The sequence below is a fragment of the Achromobacter sp. GD03932 genome (assembly GCF_029839485.1).
Taxonomy (GTDB): domain Bacteria; phylum Pseudomonadota; class Gammaproteobacteria; order Burkholderiales; family Burkholderiaceae_B; genus Achromobacter; species Achromobacter bronchisepticus_A.
The window spans coordinates 23,632-43,394 of the sequence record NZ_JAOCAT010000004.1; the positions used below are offsets into that span (position 1 = coordinate 23,632).

The 19,763-nt window shown below is 64.3% G+C and carries 25 protein-coding genes and 1 pseudogene; 7 read left to right on the forward strand and 19 right to left on the reverse strand.

All coding sequences use genetic code 11. The features are described from left to right. The first annotated feature begins 16 nt into the window (after nt 1-16). Together N5C88_RS04745 and N5C88_RS04750 are read left to right on the forward strand one after the other, a co-directional pair. A complete protein-coding gene (locus N5C88_RS04745; protein ID WP_280014784.1) occupies nt 17-1,510 on the forward strand; it encodes a M81 family metallopeptidase in 1,494 nt (497 codons plus the stop codon). Between the two features lie 65 nt (nt 1,511-1,575). Continuing rightward, the gene (locus tag N5C88_RS04750) at nt 1,576-2,097 is read left to right on the forward strand and encodes a 2'-5' RNA ligase family protein (RefSeq protein WP_280014786.1); all 522 of its coding nucleotides are present in this window, start codon (nt 1,576-1,578) and stop codon (nt 2,095-2,097) included. Between the two features lie 33 nt (nt 2,098-2,130). Here N5C88_RS04750 and N5C88_RS04755 read toward each other — a convergent pair whose 3' ends face one another. Further along, nucleotides 2,131-2,835, reverse strand: coding sequence for a riboflavin synthase subunit alpha (locus N5C88_RS04755; protein ID WP_280014787.1), 705 nt, complete (start codon nt 2,833-2,835; stop codon nt 2,131-2,133). Nucleotides 2,836-2,925: 90 nt separating this feature from the next. After that, the gene (locus N5C88_RS04760; RefSeq protein WP_187523986.1) at nt 2,926-4,362 is read right to left on the reverse strand and encodes an aldehyde dehydrogenase family protein; all 1,437 of its coding nucleotides are present in this window, start codon (nt 4,360-4,362) and stop codon (nt 2,926-2,928) included. Between the two features lie 245 nt (nt 4,363-4,607). Between N5C88_RS04760 and N5C88_RS04765 the strand changes: the two genes are divergently transcribed. After that, a complete protein-coding gene (locus N5C88_RS04765; protein WP_054456557.1) occupies nt 4,608-5,411 on the forward strand; it encodes a FadR/GntR family transcriptional regulator in 804 nt (267 codons plus the stop codon). An 18-nt stretch (nt 5,412-5,429) separates the two neighbouring features. Further along, a complete protein-coding gene (locus N5C88_RS04770) occupies nt 5,430-6,215 on the forward strand; it encodes a 3-oxoacyl-ACP reductase (RefSeq protein WP_280014789.1) in 786 nt (261 codons plus the stop codon). 41 nt (nt 6,216-6,256) lie between these two features. On the opposite strand, the gene N5C88_RS04775 is transcribed toward N5C88_RS04770, so the two are convergent. From N5C88_RS04775 to N5C88_RS04800, 6 genes and pseudogenes are all read right to left on the reverse strand, one after another. Further along, nucleotides 6,257-6,475, reverse strand: coding sequence for a hypothetical protein (locus N5C88_RS04775; protein WP_059374274.1), 219 nt, complete (start codon nt 6,473-6,475; stop codon nt 6,257-6,259). Then, nucleotides 6,472-6,738 (reverse strand): hypothetical protein, encoded by a 267-nt coding sequence (locus N5C88_RS04780; protein WP_059374273.1) that lies wholly within the window; start codon nt 6,736-6,738, stop codon nt 6,472-6,474. Before N5C88_RS04780 ends, N5C88_RS04775 begins: the two co-directional genes overlap by 4 nt. Nucleotides 6,739-6,940: 202 nt before the next feature. Further along, nucleotides 6,941-7,081 (reverse strand): hypothetical protein, encoded by a 141-nt coding sequence (locus tag N5C88_RS04785; protein ID WP_280014791.1) that lies wholly within the window; start codon nt 7,079-7,081, stop codon nt 6,941-6,943. 40 nt (nt 7,082-7,121) lie between these two features. Then, a pseudogene (locus N5C88_RS04790) lies at nt 7,122-7,238 on the reverse strand (antibiotic synthesis protein MbtH); the annotation flags it as partial. A 127-nt stretch (nt 7,239-7,365) separates the two neighbouring features. Next, nucleotides 7,366-7,614 (reverse strand): DUF4880 domain-containing protein, encoded by a 249-nt coding sequence (locus tag N5C88_RS04795; protein ID WP_251880633.1) that lies wholly within the window; start codon nt 7,612-7,614, stop codon nt 7,366-7,368. A gap of 151 nt (nt 7,615-7,765) precedes the next feature. Next, nucleotides 7,766-8,287 carry a sigma-70 family RNA polymerase sigma factor gene (locus N5C88_RS04800; protein WP_118933020.1) on the reverse strand — a complete coding sequence of 174 codons (522 nt, stop codon included), beginning with the start codon at nt 8,285-8,287 and terminating at the stop codon, nt 7,766-7,768. Nucleotides 8,288-8,817: 530 nt separating this feature from the next. Between N5C88_RS04800 and N5C88_RS04805 the strand changes: the two genes are divergently transcribed. Together N5C88_RS04805 and N5C88_RS04810 are read left to right on the forward strand one after the other, a co-directional pair. After that, the gene (locus tag N5C88_RS04805) at nt 8,818-10,086 is read left to right on the forward strand and encodes a site-specific integrase (RefSeq protein WP_280014794.1); all 1,269 of its coding nucleotides are present in this window, start codon (nt 8,818-8,820) and stop codon (nt 10,084-10,086) included. A gap of 11 nt (nt 10,087-10,097) precedes the next feature. Beyond that, nucleotides 10,098-10,316, forward strand: coding sequence for a hypothetical protein (locus tag N5C88_RS04810; protein WP_280014795.1), 219 nt, complete (start codon nt 10,098-10,100; stop codon nt 10,314-10,316). On the opposite strand, the gene N5C88_RS04815 is transcribed toward N5C88_RS04810, so the two are convergent. The 8 genes from N5C88_RS04815 to N5C88_RS04850 form a co-directional block, all read right to left on the reverse strand. After that, nucleotides 10,313-10,840 (reverse strand): hypothetical protein, encoded by a 528-nt coding sequence (locus N5C88_RS04815; RefSeq protein WP_280014797.1) that lies wholly within the window; start codon nt 10,838-10,840, stop codon nt 10,313-10,315. The two genes, N5C88_RS04810 and N5C88_RS04815, sit on opposite strands and share 4 nt — an antisense overlap. Then, nucleotides 10,840-11,331, reverse strand: a complete 492-nt coding sequence (locus tag N5C88_RS04820) for a glycosyl hydrolase 108 family protein (RefSeq protein WP_280014799.1) — start codon at nt 11,329-11,331, stop codon at nt 10,840-10,842. Before N5C88_RS04820 ends, N5C88_RS04815 begins: the two co-directional genes overlap by 1 nt. Continuing rightward, entirely contained in the window at nt 11,328-11,675 is a 348-nt protein-coding gene (locus N5C88_RS04825; protein WP_280014801.1) for a hypothetical protein, read from the reverse strand. Before N5C88_RS04825 ends, N5C88_RS04820 begins: the two co-directional genes overlap by 4 nt. Before the next feature lie 423 nt (nt 11,676-12,098). Beyond that, a complete protein-coding gene (locus N5C88_RS04830) occupies nt 12,099-12,557 on the reverse strand; it encodes a hypothetical protein (protein WP_280014802.1) in 459 nt (152 codons plus the stop codon). A 7-nt stretch (nt 12,558-12,564) separates the two neighbouring features. Further along, on the reverse strand, nt 12,565-13,134 hold the full coding sequence (locus tag N5C88_RS04835) for a hypothetical protein (RefSeq protein ID WP_280014804.1): 570 nt from the start codon (nt 13,132-13,134) through the stop codon (nt 12,565-12,567). Continuing rightward, nucleotides 13,135-13,791 (reverse strand): KilA-N domain-containing protein, encoded by a 657-nt coding sequence (locus tag N5C88_RS04840; RefSeq protein WP_280014806.1) that lies wholly within the window; start codon nt 13,789-13,791, stop codon nt 13,135-13,137. Continuing rightward, nucleotides 13,788-13,973 (reverse strand): hypothetical protein, encoded by a 186-nt coding sequence (locus N5C88_RS04845; RefSeq protein ID WP_280014808.1) that lies wholly within the window; start codon nt 13,971-13,973, stop codon nt 13,788-13,790. The genes N5C88_RS04840 and N5C88_RS04845 overlap by 4 nt, the downstream gene beginning before the upstream one ends. 230 nt (nt 13,974-14,203) lie before the next feature. Beyond that, entirely contained in the window at nt 14,204-14,371 is a 168-nt protein-coding gene (locus N5C88_RS04850) for an Arc family DNA-binding protein (protein WP_280014809.1), read from the reverse strand. A gap of 106 nt (nt 14,372-14,477) precedes the next feature. Here N5C88_RS04850 and N5C88_RS04855 point away from each other — a divergent pair, with 106 nt between their 5' ends. Continuing rightward, a complete protein-coding gene (locus N5C88_RS04855; RefSeq protein ID WP_280014811.1) occupies nt 14,478-15,068 on the forward strand; it encodes an Arc family DNA-binding protein in 591 nt (196 codons plus the stop codon). Between the two features lie 84 nt (nt 15,069-15,152). Here N5C88_RS04855 and N5C88_RS04860 read toward each other — a convergent pair whose 3' ends face one another. From N5C88_RS04860 to N5C88_RS04870, 3 genes are read right to left on the reverse strand one after another with little or no spacing between them, the layout of a single operon-like run. After that, the gene (locus tag N5C88_RS04860; protein ID WP_280014813.1) at nt 15,153-17,681 is read right to left on the reverse strand and encodes a lytic transglycosylase domain-containing protein; all 2,529 of its coding nucleotides are present in this window, start codon (nt 17,679-17,681) and stop codon (nt 15,153-15,155) included. After that, a complete protein-coding gene (locus N5C88_RS04865) occupies nt 17,681-19,087 on the reverse strand; it encodes a hypothetical protein (protein WP_280014815.1) in 1,407 nt (468 codons plus the stop codon). The genes N5C88_RS04860 and N5C88_RS04865 overlap by 1 nt, the downstream gene beginning before the upstream one ends. Before the next feature lie 9 nt (nt 19,088-19,096). Further along, nucleotides 19,097-19,744, reverse strand: a complete 648-nt coding sequence (locus N5C88_RS04870; RefSeq protein ID WP_280014817.1) for a hypothetical protein — start codon at nt 19,742-19,744, stop codon at nt 19,097-19,099. Nucleotides 19,745-19,763: the final 19 nt, after the last annotated feature.

Here is a 19,763-nt window from a genome sequence, read left to right on the forward strand (position 1 = left end):
CTCACAGGAAACGATCATGCATATTCTGGTTGCTGGCTTCCAGCACGAAACCAACACCTTCGCGCCGTCGCTCGCCGCCTACGACAACTTCGTGCGCGGCGAAGGCTTCCCCGCCATGGTGCGCGGCAAGGACATGCTGGCGCTGCGCGAGGTCAACATCCCCGCCGGCGGCTTCATCAACGCGATGACCGCGCAGGGCCACACCATGGAAACCGTGATCTGGGCCGGCGCCAGCCCGTCCGCGCACGTGACGCGCGACGCCTACGAACGGATCGCCGGCGAAATCCTGGACGCCGCCCGCAAGGGCGCCTATGACGCCGTCTATCTGGACCTGCACGGCGCCATGGTGGCCGAGCACCTCGATGACGGCGAAGGCGAACTGCTGGCGCGCATGCGCCAGATCGTCGGCCCGACGGTGCCGGTAGTCGCCAGCCTGGACCTGCACGCCAACGTGACCGCGCAGATGCTGCATGAAGCCGACGGCCTGGCCGCGTTCCGCACCTACCCGCACGTGGACATGGCGGATACCGGCGTGCACGCGGCGCGCCTGCTGCTGGCCCGCATCGCGGCCGGCGGCAACTGGCACCGCAGCGAGCGCCGCCTGCCCTTCCTGATTCCCATCAACGGCATGTGCACGATGCTGCAGCCCTCGCAAGGCGTGTACGAGCTGCTGGAACGCCTGGAGCGGACGCCCGGCGTGACCTCCATCTCGTTCGCGCCGGGTTTTCCGGCGGCCGACTTCCCCGAGTGCGGCCCGGTGGTCTGGGCCTACGGCACCGATGCGGCAGCCGTCGAAAGCGTGACCGAAACCCTGTACCAGCGCGTGCTGGAACTGGAGCCGCAATGGTCGCCCGACTTCCTCGAACCGTCCGAGGCCGTGCGCCGTGCGCAGGCCCTGGCGGCGGGCGCGTCGCGCCCGGTGGTCATCGCCGACACGCAGGACAATCCGGGCGCGGGCGGCGACGCCAACACCACCGGCATGCTGCGTGCGCTGGTTCAGGCCGACGCCCAGAATGCGGCGCTGGGGCTGTTCTACGACCCCGAGGCGGTGCGCCAGGCCACGGCGGCCGGCGTCGGCGGCAAGGTCCGGCTGAGCCTGGGCGGCCAATCCGGCGTGGCAGGCGATTCGGCTTTCGAAGGCGAATTCGTGGTCGAAACCCTGTCGCCCGGCAAGCTGCGCTTTGACGGACCGATGATGAACGGCATGGACGTCGACCTGGAAGCCGTGGCCGGCCTGCGGATCGGCGGCGTGCGGGTGGTGGTCAGCGCCACCAAGTCGCAGATGCTGGACCGCAACCTGTTCCGCGTCGGCGGCGTGCAGCCCGAGGAGATGGCGATACTGGTGGTGAAGAGTTCCGTGCACTTCCGTGCGGACTTCCAGCCCATCGCCCACGAAGTGCTGGTGGCCAAGGCGCCCGGCCCGATGCAGGCCGACCCGGCCGACCTGCCCTGGACCCGGCTGCAGCCCGGCATCCGCGTGCGTCCGCAAGGCAAGCCGTTCTCTGACTGAGCCCCCCCACCCCGCCGCCAGCCGGCGGGGTTTGCTTTCGCGCGACGCAGTGGCAGACTGGAGGCATGAAAAAGCTCCACACGCTCGCCTATCCGCGCCTCAGCGCGCCGGACTCCGCGTTCATCGAGGAGTGCCGGCGCCAGCATGACGGCCAGCATCCGCTGGTGCAAGCGCACTTCACCATGGCATTTGGCTGCGCGGGCATCGACGAACAGGCCTACCAGCAGCACCTCGAAGAAGTCGCCGGCCTGCTCGGCCCGATAGACTTCGTATGCCGCTACGCCATGCTGGGCGCCGACTCCGCGCACGCTTATGCGTACCTGGTTCCCGATGAAGGCCACAGCCAGCTGTCGCGCCTGCATGACGCCCTGTACCGCCAGGTGCTGGCGCCGACCTTGCGCCTGGACATTCCTTATGTGCCGCACATCACCATGGGGTCGTCCACCAATCGCGCACTGATGAAATCGCTGTGCGACGAACTCAACCGCAACGGACTCGAAATCCGCGGCACGGTCGACAGGTTGACGATGGCCGTCCTGGAAAATGGCGTGCTGACCGATCTGACTTCGGCCCGGCTTTCCGGCTGAGGGGCCAGGCGCGGCCTGCCCCGCCCCCGCTCACTACTTCAGCTTGCCCTGCGGACTGACGAAGTCTTCCAGCGTCAGGCCCTTTTCCTTCAGGATGGCTTCCAGCAGCGGCTGCAGCCTGCCCAGGCTTTCCTGCACGGTTTCGCGCACGGTATCGACCACCACCTGGGTGCTGCGTTCGATTTCGATGTTGACGAAATCGCCCACCTGCTTGTCCTCGAACACCGTCATGCGGCGGGTTTCCGGAATCAGCCAGACCTCGAACCAGCCCTCGGCGCGATTGACTTCCGATACGGTCAGGCTGGCGCCGTTGATGGCGATATAGCCCTTGGCGAAGACATACTTGCGGAAAGCCTCGGGGATGCTGAAGCGCATCAGACGGTTGGTGTCGGATGACTTCACCACCACCACTTCAGAGGTGAAGTCCACGTGCCCGGACAAGGGATGGCCGCCGATCTCGGCGCCATCCTTGGCGGCCCGCTCGACGTTGGCGCGGTCGCCCTCCTGGTAGCTGCCCAGGGTGGTGATGGCCAGGCTTTGCAGCATGACGTCGAAAGTCGCCTGGTTCTCGGACAGGATTTCCGTGACGGTCAGGCAGACGCCATCGGTGGACACGCTGGCGCCGATGGCCAGGTCCACGCAAAAACCAGGGGGGAAATCCAGCGTGAAAGTGCGCAGGCCTTCGCGATCCGCGATCTTGGCGATCTTCGCGGTGCCTTGAACAATACCGGTGAACATACGGATCCTGAATGCGGGGCCGGGCCCCTGAAGCAAAACATCAACGTTAACCGATATTTTGCCAGGGGCCGGACTGCCCGCAAGCCAGGATCAGTGGCGGATGGCGATCGTCTTCAGGGTGGTGAAGCCGTACAGCGCTTCAAAGCCCTTCTCGCGGCCGTAGCCCGATTGGCGCGAACCGCCGAAGGGCAGCTCCACGCCGCCGCCGGCGCCGTAATTGTTGATGAACACCTGACCGGCGCGCAGCTTGCGCGCCAGGCGCAGCTGGCGGCCGCCGTCGCGGGTCCAGACGCCGGCCACCAGGCCGTACAGCGTGCCATTGGCGATTTCCAGCGCCTCTTCCTCGGTGTCGAACACCATGGCGGCCAGCACCGGACCGAAGACTTCTTCCTGCGCCAGGCGGCTGTTGGGCGGCACGTCGCGGAACAGCACGGGCGGCTGGTAGAAACCGGCCTCGGGCGTGCCTTCCTTCAACTTGCCGCGGGCGGCGACCTTCATGCCTTCGGCCTCGGCTTCAGCCAGGAAGCCGCGCACGCGGTCCTGCTGGCGCGCGTTGATCAGCGGACCCACGTCCAGGTCGGCCGCGGCCGGACCGGTGACGGTGGCCGAAAACGCGTCGGACAGGCGCTTGAGCACCGTTTCGTACACGCCGCGCTGGATCAGCACGCGGCTGCCGGCCGAGCAGGTCTGGCCCGCGTTCTGGATGATGGCCGCCAGCAGCACCGGCATGGCGGCGTCCAGGTCGGCGTCGTCGAACACGATCTGGGGCGACTTGCCGCCCAGTTCCAGCGTGACCGGCACATGGTTCTCGGCGGCGGCATGCGCCACCATCTTGCCCGTCTGCGGCGAACCGGTGAACGAGATATGGTCGATGCCCGGGTGGGCGGACAGCGCCGCGCCGGCTTCATGGCCATAACCCGTGCAGATGTTCAGCGCGCCGGCCGGCAGGCCGACTTCGGCGGCGATCTCCGCCAGCTTCAGGAGCGACAGGCAGGCGTCTTCCGCCGGCTTGACCACGCAGGCGTTGCCGGCGGCCAGAGCCGCGCCCACGCTGCGGCCGAAGATCTGCAGCGGGTAGTTCCAGGGCACGATGTGGCCGGTGACGCCGTGCGCTTCGCGCACCGTCAGCACGGTGAAGCCCGGGGTGTAGGGAATGGTCTCGCCATGCAGCTTGTCGACCGCGCCGGCATAGAACTCGAAGTAGCGCGCCACGGCGGCGGCATCGGCGCGCGCCTGCTTGATGGGCTTGCCGGTGTCGGCCGATTCCAGCTGTGCCAGTTCTTCCTGGCGGTCCAGCAGCGCGAAGGCGATGCGCATCAGCAGGCGGCTGCGCGCGGCGGGCGCCATCTGGCCCCACTCCCCTTCGAAAGCCTCGCGCGCCGCGGTCACCGCGCGATCCACGTCCGCGGCGCCCGAGCGCGCGATCGCCTCGAAGGGCTTGCCATCGGACGGGTTCAGGACGGGAATGGTTTCACCGGTGGCGGCTGCCACCCATTGGTTGGCGATAAAGTTCTTCTGAGTCACGATGTGCGGAGTAAAGTAGCGGCCGGACGGCCGGTTGCGGGGATATGGCGTCGCGCGCGGATCGCGTTTTGGTTTCGGGTCAAGGTACGGGAGCGGCCCGCAACTTGTCAATTGAATTGACAGCTTTTGTCCCAAGAGTCAGGATATTTCCTGATCACCTCGGGTAATCCCTAATAATTCAGCGGCTTAACGCCACCCCGGATTTGTCATGGTGACTGACAAGCCCGGCAATGCATGTAGGAATGACGATGAGCAATGTGCGGGATCCACAGCTGGAATCGCTGCTGCAAGCCGTGGACCGCCCCCGGCCGGAATTGGACGTGCTGGCGGAAGTGGCCTCGGGCCTGGGCTACGTGCGCGCCGAGCGCTTTGCGGAGCGCGTCTACGAAAGCCTGTTCTATGCCATTGCCACCGGCAAGATCGCGCCCGGCAACAAGCTGCCGACGGAACTGGAGCTGGCCGCGCTGTTCGAGGTATCGCGGCCAGTGGTCAGGCAGGCGCTGGATCGGCTGCGCGAAGACCAGCTGGTGGACTCCATCCGCGGCTCGGGCACCTACGTGCGCGCAAAGCCCGACCTGATGGGCGGCATGCCCGCGGTGGACCCGGCGCGCCGCGTTGGCCACATCCTGGAAGGCCTGGAACTGCGCATGGTGATCGAGCCCGAATGCGCCTACCTGGCCGCCTTGCGCCGCACCGACGAAGACCTGCGCGAAATGGACCGCATGCTGACCGGCTACGAAGAAGCCGACGCTTCCGGCGCCATCGCCCACCATCACGATTACGGATTCCACCGCGCCATCGCCGCGGCCACCAGCAACCAGCGCTTCGTGCAGGTGCTGAAGTCCCTGGAGTACGACGTCAGCCACGCCGTGAACGTCATGCGCCACCTGGTCCACAGCGAACCCTGGAAGCGCACCCGCGCCGCCATCGAGGAACACCGCCACATTTACCGGCTGATCCAGGAACAGGACGCCGAAGGCGCACGCAACGTCATGCGCGCCCATATTGAAAAAGCCCGCAGCCGCATGCTGAACAGCGGCTCGGAACACTGAGCAGGAAGCCTTAACGACATGTCATCGCAGCAACGCCCCTCCCTGGACCTGAACCAGCAACTCGTCGTCGTCACCGGCGCCAGCCGCGGCCTGGGCGCCGCCATCGCCCGCGCCTTCCTGCGCGAAGGCGCCAAGGTCGTCGTCAACTATCTGAACAGCGCCGAACGCGCGCAGGCGCTGGCCGCCAGCGCGCCAGACCGCGCCATCGCGCTGCAGGCCGACGTGCGCGACCCGGCCGCCGTCGCCGCCATGTTCGCGCAGGCCGCCAAGCATTTCGGCCAGCCCGTTGCCACGGTCGTCAACAACGCCCTGCCGGCCTTCCAGTTCAACGGCGACGCCCGTCCGCATGCCGACGCACTGGACTGGACACAGATGAACGCGCAGCTGGAAGGCAGCGTGCGCGCCGCGCTCAACACCACGCAGGCAGCCCTGCCCGGCATGCGGACAGCTGGCGGCGGACGCATCATCAACGTCGGCACCAACCTGGTCCAGAACCCGGTGGTGCCGTACCACGACTACACCGCGGCCAAGGCCGCGCTGCTGGCTTTCACCCGCACCTTGTCGCATGAATTGGGGGCCGATGGCATTACCGTCAATATGGTTTCGGGCGGCTTGCTGCGCACCACCGACGCCTCGGCGGCCACGCCGGACGCGGTCTTCGACATGATTGCCGCAGGCACGCCGCTGCGCGAAGTCACCACGCCCGAGCAATTCGCCGACGCCGTGCTGTTCTTCGCCAGCCCCTGGTCGCGCGCGGTGACGGGACAGAACCTGATCGTCGACGGCGGGCTGGTAAAAGGCTGATGCAAGACGCGACGACCTGACGCGCCATGGGCCGGCAAACCCTAGGCCTGCAGCCGTCGCGCGCTGATTTCCACTGCGGCGTACTTGATGCCCTTGAGCGCGGCATCCTCGCTCACGAAGGCGGAATCGCCCACGCCTATCCGCGTCCATTCGCGGCCTGGCGCTGTGCGTACCCAGGCTTCGTAGCCTTGCTGCGCCGCCAGCGGCCTGAGTTCATATTCGAGCTGATGCCCGTTGAGCCTGATCACTCCGGTTTTCATTGTTTTCTCTCCGCGCCCGAGCGCTTTCCCGCGAGGCCGCAGGCGCGCATCAGGATGAGCCCAGGCCCCGTCGCGGGCGCTCCCCGGCAGTCCTGGGCCCGCACCACTTCGGACACGCGCTGCCCGTCCGCCATCCATTGGCGGGCAACGCTGACGATATCGGTGAACTCGGGCTGCGGCCCGTCCAGCAGCCAGCCGACGATGGGGATGCCGGGAACTCCGGCCGCGCCAGGAGGAACCTGATCCAAATCAAGGGGCTTCATACTCCTCTCCGTTCAGGAAACTGTAGGGAGCGTAGACGCCGCGTCAATTCTCAGGCATTAGAAAACCGCAAAAAATAGAACATTTTGTGTACTTCCCCGCCCGCGGCCTGGAGCGAGCCATCCCAGGCTGCGCCATCCACTCAGGGTGGAAATAAAAATTCACACATAAACTATCTGGGCGACGCCGAGGAACGACAGCCTCTCATTGCACGGCAGCCAGCTCGGCGGGCGCCAACTTCGCCAGATCCCCTGCAACCGACGTTTCGATCGCCGTGATCTGACCGTTCTCCATCCGTATCAGGCGGTCAGCCAGATGGAAATAGCGGTCGTCGTGGCTTGCCATGCTATGGCCGGCCTTGCATCGCCGCAGATTGTTCGTCCATTCACCTGCGCAGCGACAGCGGCCGCATGTCGGTCCAAGTCTTCTCGACATAATCGAGAACGGTTTTCTTGCCTCCCTTGACGCCGTCGACAGCGCGCCAGCCGCCGGTCACGCAGCGCACGAACATGTGCAAGCGCATCCTTGCGGATGCGGCGCTGATCGAGCGTGCAGGGGGAAGGAGATGCAAACCGCTCACAGCGGCATGGCGTCGATGGCTGCAAACGTGGCGAGAACAAGCCTGAAAACTAGGCCTTGCCGCCGCGCTCCTCGGCGCCGGGGATATCGATATCGTTCGCAGGAGGAACCAAGCCCACCATCAACCACAGGCGGCCGGCCTTGTCGTAGGCCTGACGATGGGCCGCATCGACGGCAAGCCATTGCACCAACTCGGCTTCAGCGTTTGCGTCGAAGCTATCGTGCTCGTGCTGGCGCAGCACCCAGGACCAGGCAGCATCCCAGACCGGGTCTTGCTTCGAATCGATGTCATCGCCCATTGGCTACCGTCGGGCCTGAATGGCTAGTCGGCGCTATGGTATAGGAAAAGGCTATCCACGATAACTTCTTTGGGCGGCGGCATACCGTCCGAACCGCATGCTTGCGCCAACCAAGCCCAAGGCGCAACTGCGCAGCCCGATACCTGCGGACTCAGACCTCCAACAAATCGCGGCAGCTGGCGACGGCCTCAGTGGCATCCCGGAGCATAAAGTTCACAAGCGTGGCCGAGCAGCCCATTTGCCGCGCCACCTCACGTTGCGTCAAACCGCCGAGCCTATAGAGTTCGAAGGCGCGCCGCGTCCTGGGCGGCAAGGTGCCGAGGATCTGGTCGATGGCATCGATCACCTGCCGCTCCTGGAAGCGACGCTCCGGCACGCAGCCGCCAGCGACCTGCGGCAACTCCCCATCGTCCGTATAAATGCGATACGTGGATTCGACGGCCTGACGGCGGCAATGGTCCAACGCCAGATTACGGACCACCTGGCAGCAGTAACCAAAAGGTTCGCTGACGTCGCGCGCGCATGCCCCTTCAATGAGCTTCAGGTAGGCGTCTTGCGTCACTTCATCCGCGATCTCCGGCGTGCCGACGATTCTTTGCGCGATGCGACGCAGCTGCGCCCGATGTGCAATGAAAACGTCTCCAAGCCCCGCTCCCTGCGAACCCATGGACATCGAAGTGCCTCCGCGCACAGATCTATGGTGACTTGAAATAACTCAATCTATTGAGAAAAATTATTATTAATGGAAGATCGAATATCTAACGCCGCGCCCCCTTTGTTCGCCCAACCCGGCTCTTTTTATAGGGCCTCAAGCTAGCTACTGCATGGCGCCCTGAAAGCCTGAGAGTCAGCTTCAGCGCGGACAGGCCGCCGGCCCGGGCGGCGCAGCCACGGTATCATCTGCGTCTGTCCCCGGCGACCGCCGACCACGCCCCGGATGCATGGCCAGAAGATCAACTGGAACCGGGATCGTGGCGGGCGACGCCGCCGCAAGCCGCATGAATGAACGGTCTACGAAAATCATGAAATTAGCCACCTGCAAGCCCGATCCGGGTGGCTCGCTGTTCCCCAGCATGCACCCATCCCCCTGCCAGCCCGCATAAACGCGGGCTGTTTTGTTTCCCGGCGTTGCATGTAATACTTTGCAGGCGACAGTTCAATGAGTAGCCAGATGAGTAGCCAGGGCGCCTAGCTACTCATTTCATGGGGGTGAAGGTGGCAAAACGGGCAACGAATCAGCTGGACGACATCCAGCTACGGCGCTGGGTGAGCGCGGGCAACAAGCTGGCGCGCAGCGACGGCGACGGGCTGACCTTCACGCTGTCGGCCGCCGGCACCGCGACATGGGTGTTGCGCTATCGCCAGGGCGGCCCCCAGAAGGAGGTTACCTTGGGCAACTATCCCGACGTCACCCTGGCCGAGGCGCGTAAGCAGGCCAGGGTGATGCGCGCGGCGATAGATCGCGGCGCCGACCCGGCGCTGGAGAAGCAGCGGACCAAGGCCAAGGCGAGCAAGATATCTACCGTTCGGACGCTGGTCGACGATTTCCGGGCCAAGAAGCTGTCTGGGCTTGCCGCTGACACTATCACCTACCGCAACTGGGATCTGGACAAGGCAATCCTTCCCAAGCTGGGCGCCATACCGGTGGACCAAGTGCAGCCGTCTGACGTCGTGCACATGCTCACGTCAGCCAAGCGCACATGGACGATCAGCAAGCGCATCCTGACCACGGCCAAACAGCTATTCGCCCACGCCTGCGGCCTGCGCCTGATCGACACGAACCCGGCCGCCGGCGTGGATCTGGTTTCGCTCATGGGGCCACGTCCACCGATCAAGCGCCGCGTGATGTTGACCGAGGCCGAGCTGCGCGGCCTGCTCGCCAACATCGAGGATATCGGCACCGAGAACGCACTGGCGCTGCGTATCCTGCTGGCAACCTGCGTCCGATCGGTTGAACTGGCCAAGGCCCGATGGGAGTATGTCGACCTTGCACGCGGCACCTGGTGGGTGCCAGAAGAACACGTCAAGGTCCGCCGCGGCTTCACCGTGCCGCTGACACCGACCGTGGCCGGCTGGTTTCGCCAGTTGCAGGCGCTGGCCGGCACGTCGGAATGGGTGCTGCCCGCCCGGCACGAGCGCCGCCGGCGCAACCAGGGAGGCGACACGCACGTCGGCGAAACCACCCTATGGGCGGCGATCCGCCGCGCCTTCGACCGTGGCGATCTGGACATCCGCCGGTTCACCCCGCACGACACCCGCAGCACGGCCAAGGGCCACATGCGCAACCTGGGCGTCAGCAACGAAATATCGGAGTTGGCGCTGAATCACAAGCTCAAGGGTATGGAGGCGATCTACGACGTGCGGGACGACATCCCCGAGCGGCGGGCCGCGCTGGAACTGTGGGCTGCATACCTGGAGAGCTGCGCCAGCGGCAAGGACTGGAACGTCACGCCGCTGCGCGCCGCGTCCTGACCGGAGGGAGCATGAACGACAACGGAATCCTGGAACACGTCGGCGGCCAGTACATCGCCGAGGCCATTAAGACGCTGCCGCCGGCCGTCACCGCAGAGGACCGCGATCACTTCGTGGAGATCGACGCCGGCCACGCGGGCACCGTGCGCCTCACCTTCCGCAAGCAGAAGGCCAAGCGCGGCAAGTTCAGCCACTGGTTTTGGCAGGCCAAGCGGGCGGACCCGGCCTAGGGCTTGGTCTTGGCCAGCAGCTCGGACTTTTTCTGACCGCCGGCCGTGCTGCCGAAGTAATAGGCGATGATCTGCGTCCAGGCGGTGCCGAGCGACCCGAGCAGGATGAAGATAGGCTCTTTGCTGCCATCCGGCGCCGGGGCGAAGAACAGGAAGGCCAGCATGCTGAAGAAGCCGGCCGTGACGAGGTAGGCCAGAATGCGCGGCGTCCAGTCCTGTCGCTCGACCTCACGCTGGCGCGCGCTCGCCCGGTCGTCTGCCGCGATTCGCTCCAGATCGGCCTCGCTCTTGAAACCCAGCTCAGCCATGCGTGCGGCGAAGTCCTGCTCGGCCTTCTTAAGCTGCAGCAGCGCGTCCGGGCTTGCGGTGGCCAGCCGCGTGGCGATTTCTGCGTCCGTGGCATCCTCGCCGAGGCCCAGCGCCCGGGTGATCGCGGCGACAGCGCCGCCGGCGAGCGGGCCACCCAAGGCGGTGGCAAGCATCGGCGCCAGGTTGCCCAGCGCGCCCTTCCAGTCGAATGCCATCACAGATCCCCAGCGGCGTACCGCAGATTGGCGACGACGCGCCGCGACCAGCCCTTGCCGAAGCTGGGCCACGTCTTCAGGTCGGTGTAGAACTGCTCGCGTTCGGCGTTGAAAACCAGCAGGATGGAAGCCGCGCCGCGCGCAGCGACCGCCGCCAACGTCTTCGGGCCGATGATGCCGTCATCAGCCACGCCTACCGCGCGCTGCAGGAACTTGGCCGCTTGGGCCGTGCCGTGGTTCACCGCGGCGTCGAACACTTGGAACGCGACCGGGAACGGCATGCTGTCCGCCTTCACTTTGTCCCAGTACTGCGCCCGGTAGATCGCCTTGGCGGTCTCGCGCGGCATGCTGCGCATCGGCCCGGCGTAGCCGTTGGCACGCGCCACTGCGATCGTGACGCCCCAGTTTGTCTGGCCCCCCGGGTCGTCAGGATGGTCCACATACCACCCTTCGTGTCCCAGGAGGCGATCGAATGCGGTATCGAAGTTCATCTGCGCAGCCACTCCTTCAGGTTGGCGCCGATCAGCGGCACCAGATAAATGAACACGCCGGCCAACATGGCCCACGTGCTGGTTTTCGCGATGTGCAGGAGCAGGCCCTGCCAGAACTGCTTGCGCTGCTCCTCGCGCTCGATGACGAGTTCGTGGTAGCGGCGATGGCCATCGAAATCGCCGCCCGGAAACCCCGTCTTCACAGCAGCGGAAATCGCCAGCATCTCCTTCTGCATCGCCTCGAACTTCGCATCGTTCTCTCGGCGCGCGTCTGCCTGCATTTCGTGCAGCGCCGCCAAGATCGCTTTCGCGTCCTGGCTTAGGCGGGGGGCTTCAATCGTCACCCTGGTCTCCCTTTAGAGCAGGCATAAAAAAACCCCTCCGAAGAGGGGCCGTACTATCCATACCGGACCACAGCAAACCAAAACCTGCCGGGCCAATCCATGTCAAACCTGATCAAAACATGCTCCATCAAACCTCACCGGACCACGTCTTACCGAGTCCGACCCTATGATGCTGAACGCATCGCCCAGCGCCCTCATTGAAGACGCTAGACGCTGTTTTCAGCCCTTGTCGCACCACACCTCGCCTCAGCCAACCGTGCCGAAACCGACCAGATCAAACCTGACCTAATGATGCTCACCGCATCGGACAGGTCTCTGTCGCCAAAGACCTACCCGCTGTTGTCAGCCCATAACAAACCGGACCCGACCAGAGCATGCCAAACCGCAGCGATACATGCCGTGCCCTGCCATAGAACCTTCTACTCATTCAAGAGATTTATGCATCCCGCGCAACATAGCCAAGCGCGCGATGGCATCCGTGTTCGTCTGCCGCTCGGAGTCAGTCAATTCACCTAAGCGGACGTGCTTCAGCGCCATGGCAGCTTTCCGGTACGTCCGCGCGGCGTCCTTTTCGAATCTATCTTGGGCGACCTCCGTCTGCTCGTTGGCCGGAACCCAGCGATAGCCTGCCCCGTGGACGCTGACCAGCAACACCTGGTGACGTTCCAACAATTCGGACTTGAACGCCTCCACGTTGCGCAACCATTCGAACTGCCGCTCTTGAAAGGCGGCCGCGCTAATCTGGGCTTCCGGCTCAACCGGCTCCATTCCGAACGCACGCTCCAGCCATGCATGGGTAATTACGTGCCCTGGGTTGAAACCAGCGTCGAAGAAATCTTGCACTGCCTGACGCCATTGCGGGAATAAAGTCACTTCTTCCATAATTGCCTCACCCGAATTGCACTGCGAAGCGCCCGAAGCGCGGACGGTACTCGCAGACGCCAATCAATGCGCCGGCATCCTGAATAGCCTTTCTGGCCTCCTCCGGATTCAGGACGTCGGGGTTGAAAGCCAGTTCCAACTCGGTCGCCCACTCCAGGAAAATCGGCCGGTAGCGCATCACCTTAGCAGTCCCCACTCGAACCCCGCGGCAGTCCACAAATCGCGGGTCTTCCCACAACGAAGCCGGGGATCTTGGGCCATCGAACAGAAGCTTGGCCTTGTCCGTCATTACGATCGCCCCTCGCTTCCAATGCGTCCCGAGCTTCTGCAGTTTGGCACCAGCCAAGAAGGTCGCGTCGAAGTTCTGCCCAGGAATGAAAAATCCCTCTCTGGAGTCGAAATAGGCACCGCTGATGAATTCCGATTTGGCGATGGCAAGATGATCGTCGTCAGTCTTCTTGCGCTTTCCGGTCAGAGCCTTGTGCGCCTTGGTTTCCGCCAACAGCGGGTTGGCCAGCCGATCGCTGTGCATCATCAGGGGCGACGTGCCGACGATCTTCAATTTGAGGATATCCATTTACACAGCCTCCAGCTTGAGGGTGCCCGGATGGGCGATTTTCCAGGCTTCCGCATAGGCGATCAGCTTGCGTTTGCGCTCCTGATATTCGACGCCCGTGGCGATCAGGACGGTGTTGCGGATTTCCAGTTTCGCCAGCAGATCCAACTCGGGCTTGGACAGTGCATCACGATCCAGCCCACGGAAGTGGCCGGCCAGCGCCCAGTTCACGAGCTTTGCTTCGTTCATGAAGTGGTACGGCGCGGACTCTTTCCCCGCCTCGGTGCGGACCAGTTGCAACGCATCGGCCATCACCTTGTAGGACGCCGCAGCCTCATGACGCATACGGCGCCAATCCGCCTGGTCCCCACGCAGCAGCCGGTCGATTTGCTCGTCGCACCAGATGGCGAAATCCACGTCCAGCCATTGGGCGAAGCGGACACCCAGTTTGGGATGCATCCAGGTACCGCCATCGGCCCGGCCGCGTTTGGTTTTCAAATATGGGATTTTCCCGTATTTGCGCTCCAGCCCCGCCAGGTACGCTCGGGTCGACGGGAGCCGCAGCCATTCGGCGGGGTTCTTGCGAAACCGAGCGGCCGCGTCAGTCGCGTTGAACCAGCCCTCGTCCGTGAAGCTTACGGCAGCGCCGTGGTAGTCGGAAACGATGAGCTTGCTCATGCTGCACCCCCAGCCTGCTGGCGCATGAATTCCCCGCCAGCGATGCCGGCCATGCGATAAGCGGTCGAAACGTCCACCTTGAACACGATCTGGATATATTCCGCCAGGCTCGCAACACGGTCGTTCACACTCCGGGGCGCCACGCCTTCGGACTGACGCTTGGCCGCGATCTGCTTGTCCATCCGCTTGTGCCGCCCCTTTGTGAAGCTCAGGCAGCCACGTTTCGGGCCGGGGAGCTTCGGATTCTCTACCTTTGGGCGGTCAAACCTGGGGTGCGTCAAGACGGTACAACCTTGCCCCGAGAGGGGCTGTGTGGTATTTTTCATACGTGGTTTCACCTATGGCAATAGTGGTCACCGCAAAATCGACGCCTCGGAAGCTGCAACTTCCGGGGCGTTCGTCTTTTCGGGGGTCATTGACGTGCCGCCTCCGAGATATCCGCCGAACGCATCTGCGTCAAAATGGCGACCATTTCGCTGTTCATCGTGCGAAAGTTCGCTTGCGCCCGAGCCTTGAGCCAATCCATCAAATCCGCGGGCAACCGGATCTGAGAGGCCACCGGAGTGGTATTCGTGGGCATTTCGAATCTCCTGACAAAGTTGATGTGGATTTATTTTGATATCCCTGAATGTGGATGTCAAGTGGATTTGTTGCGGTGAATCGGATTGACATCCACAATTTGCACTATGAATGATCGCCATAACCAAAAATCCTATCCTCTACGCCTGCCCGCCGACCTTCGGGACAGGCTGGAGGCCGCCGCCGCAAAGGGAGGTCGCAGCCTCAATTCGGAGATAAACATCCGGCTTGAACACAGTTTCACCCCCTGGGCGGAACGCCCGTGGGAAGAACGCATGGTGACCGACGTCAACCGCGCCATGTTGAAGCTGCTCACGAAGGAGGAGTACGGCATCCTCCTGGATCGCGTGAAGGCTGCGGGCGGTGCCGATACGGTTAACGGGTATCGGGCCGCAATTATTCGCTCGGACGAGGATCTCCAGCCCCCCATTCCCGACGGCCCACGCCTGCAAAAGCTGGTGGAGGATCTTCCGCCACCAGTCTCTGAGGCGGATGCCATGGCGCGGCAACTGGCGCTCGCAGTCCTCAAGATCACGGGAAAGTACCAAACAAAGGACAGGGTGCTTAACGGTCCCCCTGGCTCGGGCAAAACGAAAATGCTCGAGCCGCTGCTGGATAGCTTGGACGCCGCGCCGCGTGCCAAAAAGCCACGGGCGCCCAAGCAGCAGGTATCCAAGAAACGCGTTGTCGAGGAGTAATCGGGCATGGAAGCTTTCCTATTAATCCCGCTTGTCTACATCGTTGGATGCTTCATAAAGGGCATCTGGGAGGGGCTGCATGGATCACCGGCCATTCGCCGGGACGCTAGTCCTACCCAACCCGAGGCCGGCGCTGATATCGACGGTTGGGTACAGGAGCCTCTGAACACCCCCCATATCAAGGAGTGGTCGCGATCCACCGGCTGCACTTTGGAGCGTCGCGAGCCCTGAACCACCCTCGTTCAGCAGGATGCGGATGATGGCGTCCTGAATCGCTTCGTTGTTGGTGTTGATCACGCTAGACGCCGTTCGACCCAAAGAGCCTCCAACCGCGCCGCCTGCTGCGGCCCCTAGCGGCCCGCCCAGCAAGTAACCCGCTCCGCTACCAAGCACCGTTCCGATCGACCCCGCCGGCGCTTTCCCCGCCAGCGCCCCGGCCTTGCCCGGCAGCGCTTGTGCGAGCATGTTCTGGGTGGCAAGGTTCTGGGCGGTGGCCGAACCCATAGAGCGACCAGAGCCCACGCGCGCCGCACGCAAAAGGTCATCGCGAATTGCGATCAGTGCATTTTCCTGTTCACCCGTAACGGCTTTGGCAGGGTTCAGCCCGGGCTTTTGTTTGGTCTTCCGCAGCGCGCTTAGAGCGTTTTGCACCTTCGCCAAGGTGATATTTCCTTGTGCGTCCGTAAGGTTCATCCCTTGCAAGTAGTGCATGGCGTCGATCCCTTTGGATGCGTGCGCATACGCGCTGCGCGCCTCGGCGTATCCAGGAATTTCCCGGTCCATCAGTGCCAGGAGTTTTCCCTGGACCTGCTGGACGTTCGCGGCTTTGGCACGCTCTCCTGCTTGTTTAGCGGCGGTGATTTGGTCGTCCAGCGCGGTCTTAATCCGCTGTAAGCCCACCCCAGAGACGTACGTTTGTGGCCTTCCGATAGATCCGCCACGATTCGCCAGCGCTCGATTCGCAACCTTGGTCTCAACGGACCCCCCCGAGTTTTTCGCCATCCGCTCCGCTTCCGCGAACGCACTCTGGAAGGCAGGCGTCCGCTTCAGTGCGGCGTATTCAGTGTTGGCCACCGGGATTCCGATATGCGTACTCAGATAGTCGCTGGCTGCTGCCGTGTCCCGCGCCGTGACAGCTGCCGCTAGGTCATCCGCGCTACCCCGTAGGCCATTCAACGCGTCCATCCTCGCGAGCGCATTGGCCTCCTCGCGTTCCACGAAGGGTGCCGGATTCAGGTCACGCATGGTGCGCTGCAAGTTGGCCACCCCGGGGTTGCCGGAAATCTCAGCCAGCGTCGGCGTGGAGCCTGACACCAGCGCACCGGCATCCGCGCGCCGGGCACCGCGGGACGCCGCCTCGTTTACGATGTTGCGGGCGATCTGCTCCCGTCCCTTCTCCGTGAAGGGCGCGACAGCCGCCCGCACGTTGTTGCCGATGTAACGTCCAGTGGCACCTGCCAACTGCCCCAGCGCCGGCGTCGCAGCGCCGAGCAGGCCGCCCATCTTCATATTGGACGTAGATCGCTCGTCATAGTCCCCCGCAGTGACAGGCGCTACGGCGCCATACCCGGCGCCTAACAGCCCGCTGCCGGTGCTGGCGCCGAGCAAGCCCCCAAGCCTCGGAGCCATCGGCAGCGCTCGGGCGCCCAGTTGCGTGCCGACCATAATCGGCGCGGTCAGCGCTCTGCCGCCACCGCCAAGCGCCGAAAAGGCGAGATTCCCCCCAACCCGGCCGACACCTGCCGCAAACGAGCCCGGCGTTGCGGCCTGATAATCAGCCTCGCGCTGCGCAATTTCCGCATCGCGCGCGGCGACATTTCCCGCGCCCGTGTCGGCCAGACTCGTCCCTAGCAGCCCGTCGATTTCTCCCAAGATCCGCTGACCGTCATGCAGAGACGCCTGGGCGACTCCAACAGGCACATCGCCGAACCCTTGCGCGAAGCCCTCTCCCGCCTTTCTGACGCGGGCGCCAAGTCCTTCTATTGCGCCGAGCACACCCGTATGCGGCGCCTGGCCCTGGATCCGGACCGCGTCTTCCTGGCTCATATCAACGCGATACGGCGCAGAGGTTGCCGCGCCGCTGACCGGCTCAGCCCCTTGAGCAGCTTTCACATCCACACCAGGAGCAGCGGCCGATGGCATGGCGAACTGCTGTCCCAGAGCAGCCCACGGGTCGTGCTGTTCAGGCTGTGTCGCGGGTTGCTGCTGTGAAAACTGCTGATTCAGCGCGGTCCAAGGATCGTTTGCTTGTGCCATTCCAGCGCTCACTTTCTCGATGTAGTTGCGGGTTTCGGCAGGTGCCTTCTGAAGGCCCTGGCGCTGCAGGTTGCCGATCCCCCAGTTGTAGGCGGCCAGCGCCGTATCCAGGCCGCCCGTCTGATCGATCATGTCCCGCAGCATTCGCGCGGCACCGGTGGCCGATTGCGTCAGGTCGTTGGGGTCCTTGACGCCGTACTGCTCGGCCGTAGGTGGCATGAACTGGAAATGGCCCTGGGCGCCAGCCGGCGACAGCATGTTCTTGCCTCGACCGGACTCGGCGGCCCAAACGCTGTCCAGCAGCCCCGCCGGTAGCTGGTATTGGTCTTCCAACGATGCGAAGAGCGGGCCGGCCATCACCGCTGCTCCTGCTGGCGGTACGGAGCCAGGAGCGGATCATTCCAGATAGACCCTTGGATCTTGCGCCATTCCCGATCTACCCGCGCCAGGTCGCCCGTGCGCTGCGCAAGGGGCAACGCCGCCTCGTAGTACTGCGCCTTTCGGATGCGCTGATTGGCCTGCGCCTGTGCAAAATCCACGATGAACCGATTGGCCTGCGGCGTGTTCGAAAGCCGGGCAAACGTCTTGCTTGCGCGCTCGGCGTCGCCCTCCGTCTGCATGCCTTTCTGTTCCAGAAGGGTCTGGTTGAGGCGTTCCATGGCGACGGCTTGGAACTTCTGTGCATCGCTGGCGTACTGGGCCACTGCGTCGGGAGCCATGCCAAGACCGGTCAGCATATTGGCAGCTGCTGCCTTCGCCTCCGTCCCCCAGCCAGTTTCCAGCGGAATCGCCCTGAAGGCCTGGAGGCTCGAAACAAGCCCCGATGCAGTCTTGCCGTCGTCCAAGGCAGGCCGGTAGCTGTTCGTCACCCAGTCGTCGTTCACCTTGGATGCGGCTTGCTGCGTCAGGGGGTTCCGGCCCACCATCGGCGTGCCCTGCGCTCCAGCCGTGCCCTGCGCAAGCGCCAAGTCGTTGGTTGCGTACTCGTTGCCGTCAGGGCCAATGTACCGCGCGGGGCGCACTGCTGCCGCGGCATTCGTCTGTCCAACTTGGTACGGATACTGCGCAGCGGCCACCGCCCCGGCCTCGGCCGCCTTAGCTGCTGCATTCGCAGCACTGTATCCAGGGATCTGGCGAAGCATAGGGCCATTGGGTCCGTACACCAGTTGCGTGCCTTCTGGTGCCCTAGGAATATGCTCACGCGTCCCGTCCGCCCGCTCGATGGTATCTCCTGCCTGACGTTTGAAACCTTCCTTCGACATTTTCCAAATGTCCGTGAGGTCCAAACCGGCCATCTTGAGCGCCGCCAGCTGCTGCAACGACATGTTGGAAATATCAAGGCCGCCTGGACTGCCCGCGGAAGGAGCTTGCGCACCACCGCCAAGAAGCCCAGGGCTGCCGGCAGGGATAGCGCCGGCCAGCAGGGCGCCGCGCGCCGGCGTGCCAACCTCTGCCAGCCTGGTGCCGCCTGGTTCCGCGCCGCCCAGGTACGGGGCCACGAACGCCATGACCGCGTCATTCTTCCGCGCATCCTGCTGCAGCTTCCGGATCTGCGCCTGGCGGTACGACTGCACATCGCCGGCCGCCTGGGCGTTCTGGAATGCCTGCAGGCCGGCCAGCCCACCCGTTCCGACCGCGCCTTGCGAGTTAGGACCGCGCGCGCCGCTCAGCATCGCCAGGCCGGCCGCCAGCAATCCCTGATTTGCCGGGTTTTGCAGAGCCGCGAAGAAGCCGCCCTGGTTGTCATCGCCGTAGGGAGTCATGTCTTTCCTCTACTTGAAAAGGCCGAAGCCGGTAAAGAGCGAGCTGCCCTTGAGATCCTTGAACGCCTTGCCGAACTGGAACGATCCCAGGTCGGCAGCAAAGGACATGTCCTTGCCCAGGCCCATACGGTCGTTTTTGCCGAAGAGCATCGGCGCCCAGCGGTTGTCCACGTCCTGGCTCAGCACGCGTCCCGTCGCCAAGTCCTTGTAGTAGTCGGAACCGCTGCGCCGATACCCGTGGTTCTTGGCGTAGGTCTCGTTGCCGATGATGGCCGCGGCGAGCGCTGCCCAGGGGCCCGCTGCCGCAAGGCCGCTCGCCGCACCGCTGCCGCTGCCCGCGGCCGAAGCGCCGCCCAGCCCACCGAGCCCGCCAGCGCTGGAGCCGCCCTGGGCGAAGGCGCCGAGCGTACCGCCGGCCCCCAGTCCGGACGTCGCCGTGCCGCCGCCGATGAACGCTGGCGATACGGTCAGCCCACCAAGGCCACCAAGACCACCACCGCCCACGGGGCCCCACGCGCCCGTCATACCTTCTGTGGAACCCAGCGCCGTGTTTCCGCCGGTCTGCGGCATGAACTGCCGCAGCATGTTCGGGTTCAGGGAGCTTTGCTGCTGCTGACGCTGTTGCTCCTGCTGCTGGGCCTGCTGTGCGAGCAACATTTCTCGCTGCCGGCGCGCG

Coding starts and splice junctions, on each gene's coding strand:
- N5C88_RS04745 (WP_280014784.1), top strand. CDS start 17: ATGCATATTCTGGTTGCTGGCTTCCAGCACGAAACCAACACCTTCGCG.
- N5C88_RS04750 (WP_280014786.1), top strand. CDS start 1,576: ATGAAAAAGCTCCACACGCTCGCCTATCCGCGCCTCAGCGCGCCGGAC.
- N5C88_RS04755 (WP_280014787.1), bottom strand. CDS start 2,835: ATGTTCACCGGTATTGTTCAAGGCACCGCGAAGATCGCCAAGATCGCG.
- N5C88_RS04765 (WP_054456557.1), top strand. CDS start 4,608: ATGAGCAATGTGCGGGATCCACAGCTGGAATCGCTGCTGCAAGCCGTG.
- N5C88_RS04770 (WP_280014789.1), top strand. CDS start 5,430: ATGTCATCGCAGCAACGCCCCTCCCTGGACCTGAACCAGCAACTCGTC.
- N5C88_RS04775 (WP_059374274.1), bottom strand. CDS start 6,475: ATGAAAACCGGAGTGATCAGGCTCAACGGGCATCAGCTCGAATATGAA.
- N5C88_RS04780 (WP_059374273.1), bottom strand. CDS start 6,738: ATGAAGCCCCTTGATTTGGATCAGGTTCCTCCTGGCGCGGCCGGAGTT.
- N5C88_RS04785 (WP_280014791.1), bottom strand. CDS start 7,081: ATGGCAAGCCACGACGACCGCTATTTCCATCTGGCTGACCGCCTGATA.
- N5C88_RS04795 (WP_251880633.1), bottom strand. CDS start 7,614: ATGGGCGATGACATCGATTCGAAGCAAGACCCGGTCTGGGATGCTGCC.
- N5C88_RS04800 (WP_118933020.1), bottom strand. CDS start 8,287: ATGTCCATGGGTTCGCAGGGAGCGGGGCTTGGAGACGTTTTCATTGCA.
- N5C88_RS04805 (WP_280014794.1), top strand. CDS start 8,818: ATGGGGGTGAAGGTGGCAAAACGGGCAACGAATCAGCTGGACGACATC.
- N5C88_RS04810 (WP_280014795.1), top strand. CDS start 10,098: ATGAACGACAACGGAATCCTGGAACACGTCGGCGGCCAGTACATCGCC.
- N5C88_RS04815 (WP_280014797.1), bottom strand. CDS start 10,840: ATGGCATTCGACTGGAAGGGCGCGCTGGGCAACCTGGCGCCGATGCTT.
- N5C88_RS04820 (WP_280014799.1), bottom strand. CDS start 11,331: ATGAACTTCGATACCGCATTCGATCGCCTCCTGGGACACGAAGGGTGG.
- N5C88_RS04830 (WP_280014802.1), bottom strand. CDS start 12,557: ATGGAAGAAGTGACTTTATTCCCGCAATGGCGTCAGGCAGTGCAAGAT.
- N5C88_RS04835 (WP_280014804.1), bottom strand. CDS start 13,134: ATGGATATCCTCAAATTGAAGATCGTCGGCACGTCGCCCCTGATGATG.
- N5C88_RS04840 (WP_280014806.1), bottom strand. CDS start 13,791: ATGAGCAAGCTCATCGTTTCCGACTACCACGGCGCTGCCGTAAGCTTC.
- N5C88_RS04845 (WP_280014808.1), bottom strand. CDS start 13,973: ATGGACAAGCAGATCGCGGCCAAGCGTCAGTCCGAAGGCGTGGCGCCC.
- N5C88_RS04850 (WP_280014809.1), bottom strand. CDS start 14,371: ATGCCCACGAATACCACTCCGGTGGCCTCTCAGATCCGGTTGCCCGCG.
- N5C88_RS04855 (WP_280014811.1), top strand. CDS start 14,478: ATGAATGATCGCCATAACCAAAAATCCTATCCTCTACGCCTGCCCGCC.
- N5C88_RS04860 (WP_280014813.1), bottom strand. CDS start 17,681: ATGGCCGGCCCGCTCTTCGCATCGTTGGAAGACCAATACCAGCTACCG.
- N5C88_RS04865 (WP_280014815.1), bottom strand. CDS start 19,087: ATGACTCCCTACGGCGATGACAACCAGGGCGGCTTCTTCGCGGCTCTG.
- N5C88_RS04870 (WP_280014817.1), bottom strand. CDS start 19,744: ATGTTGCTCGCACAGCAGGCCCAGCAGCAGGAGCAACAGCGTCAGCAG.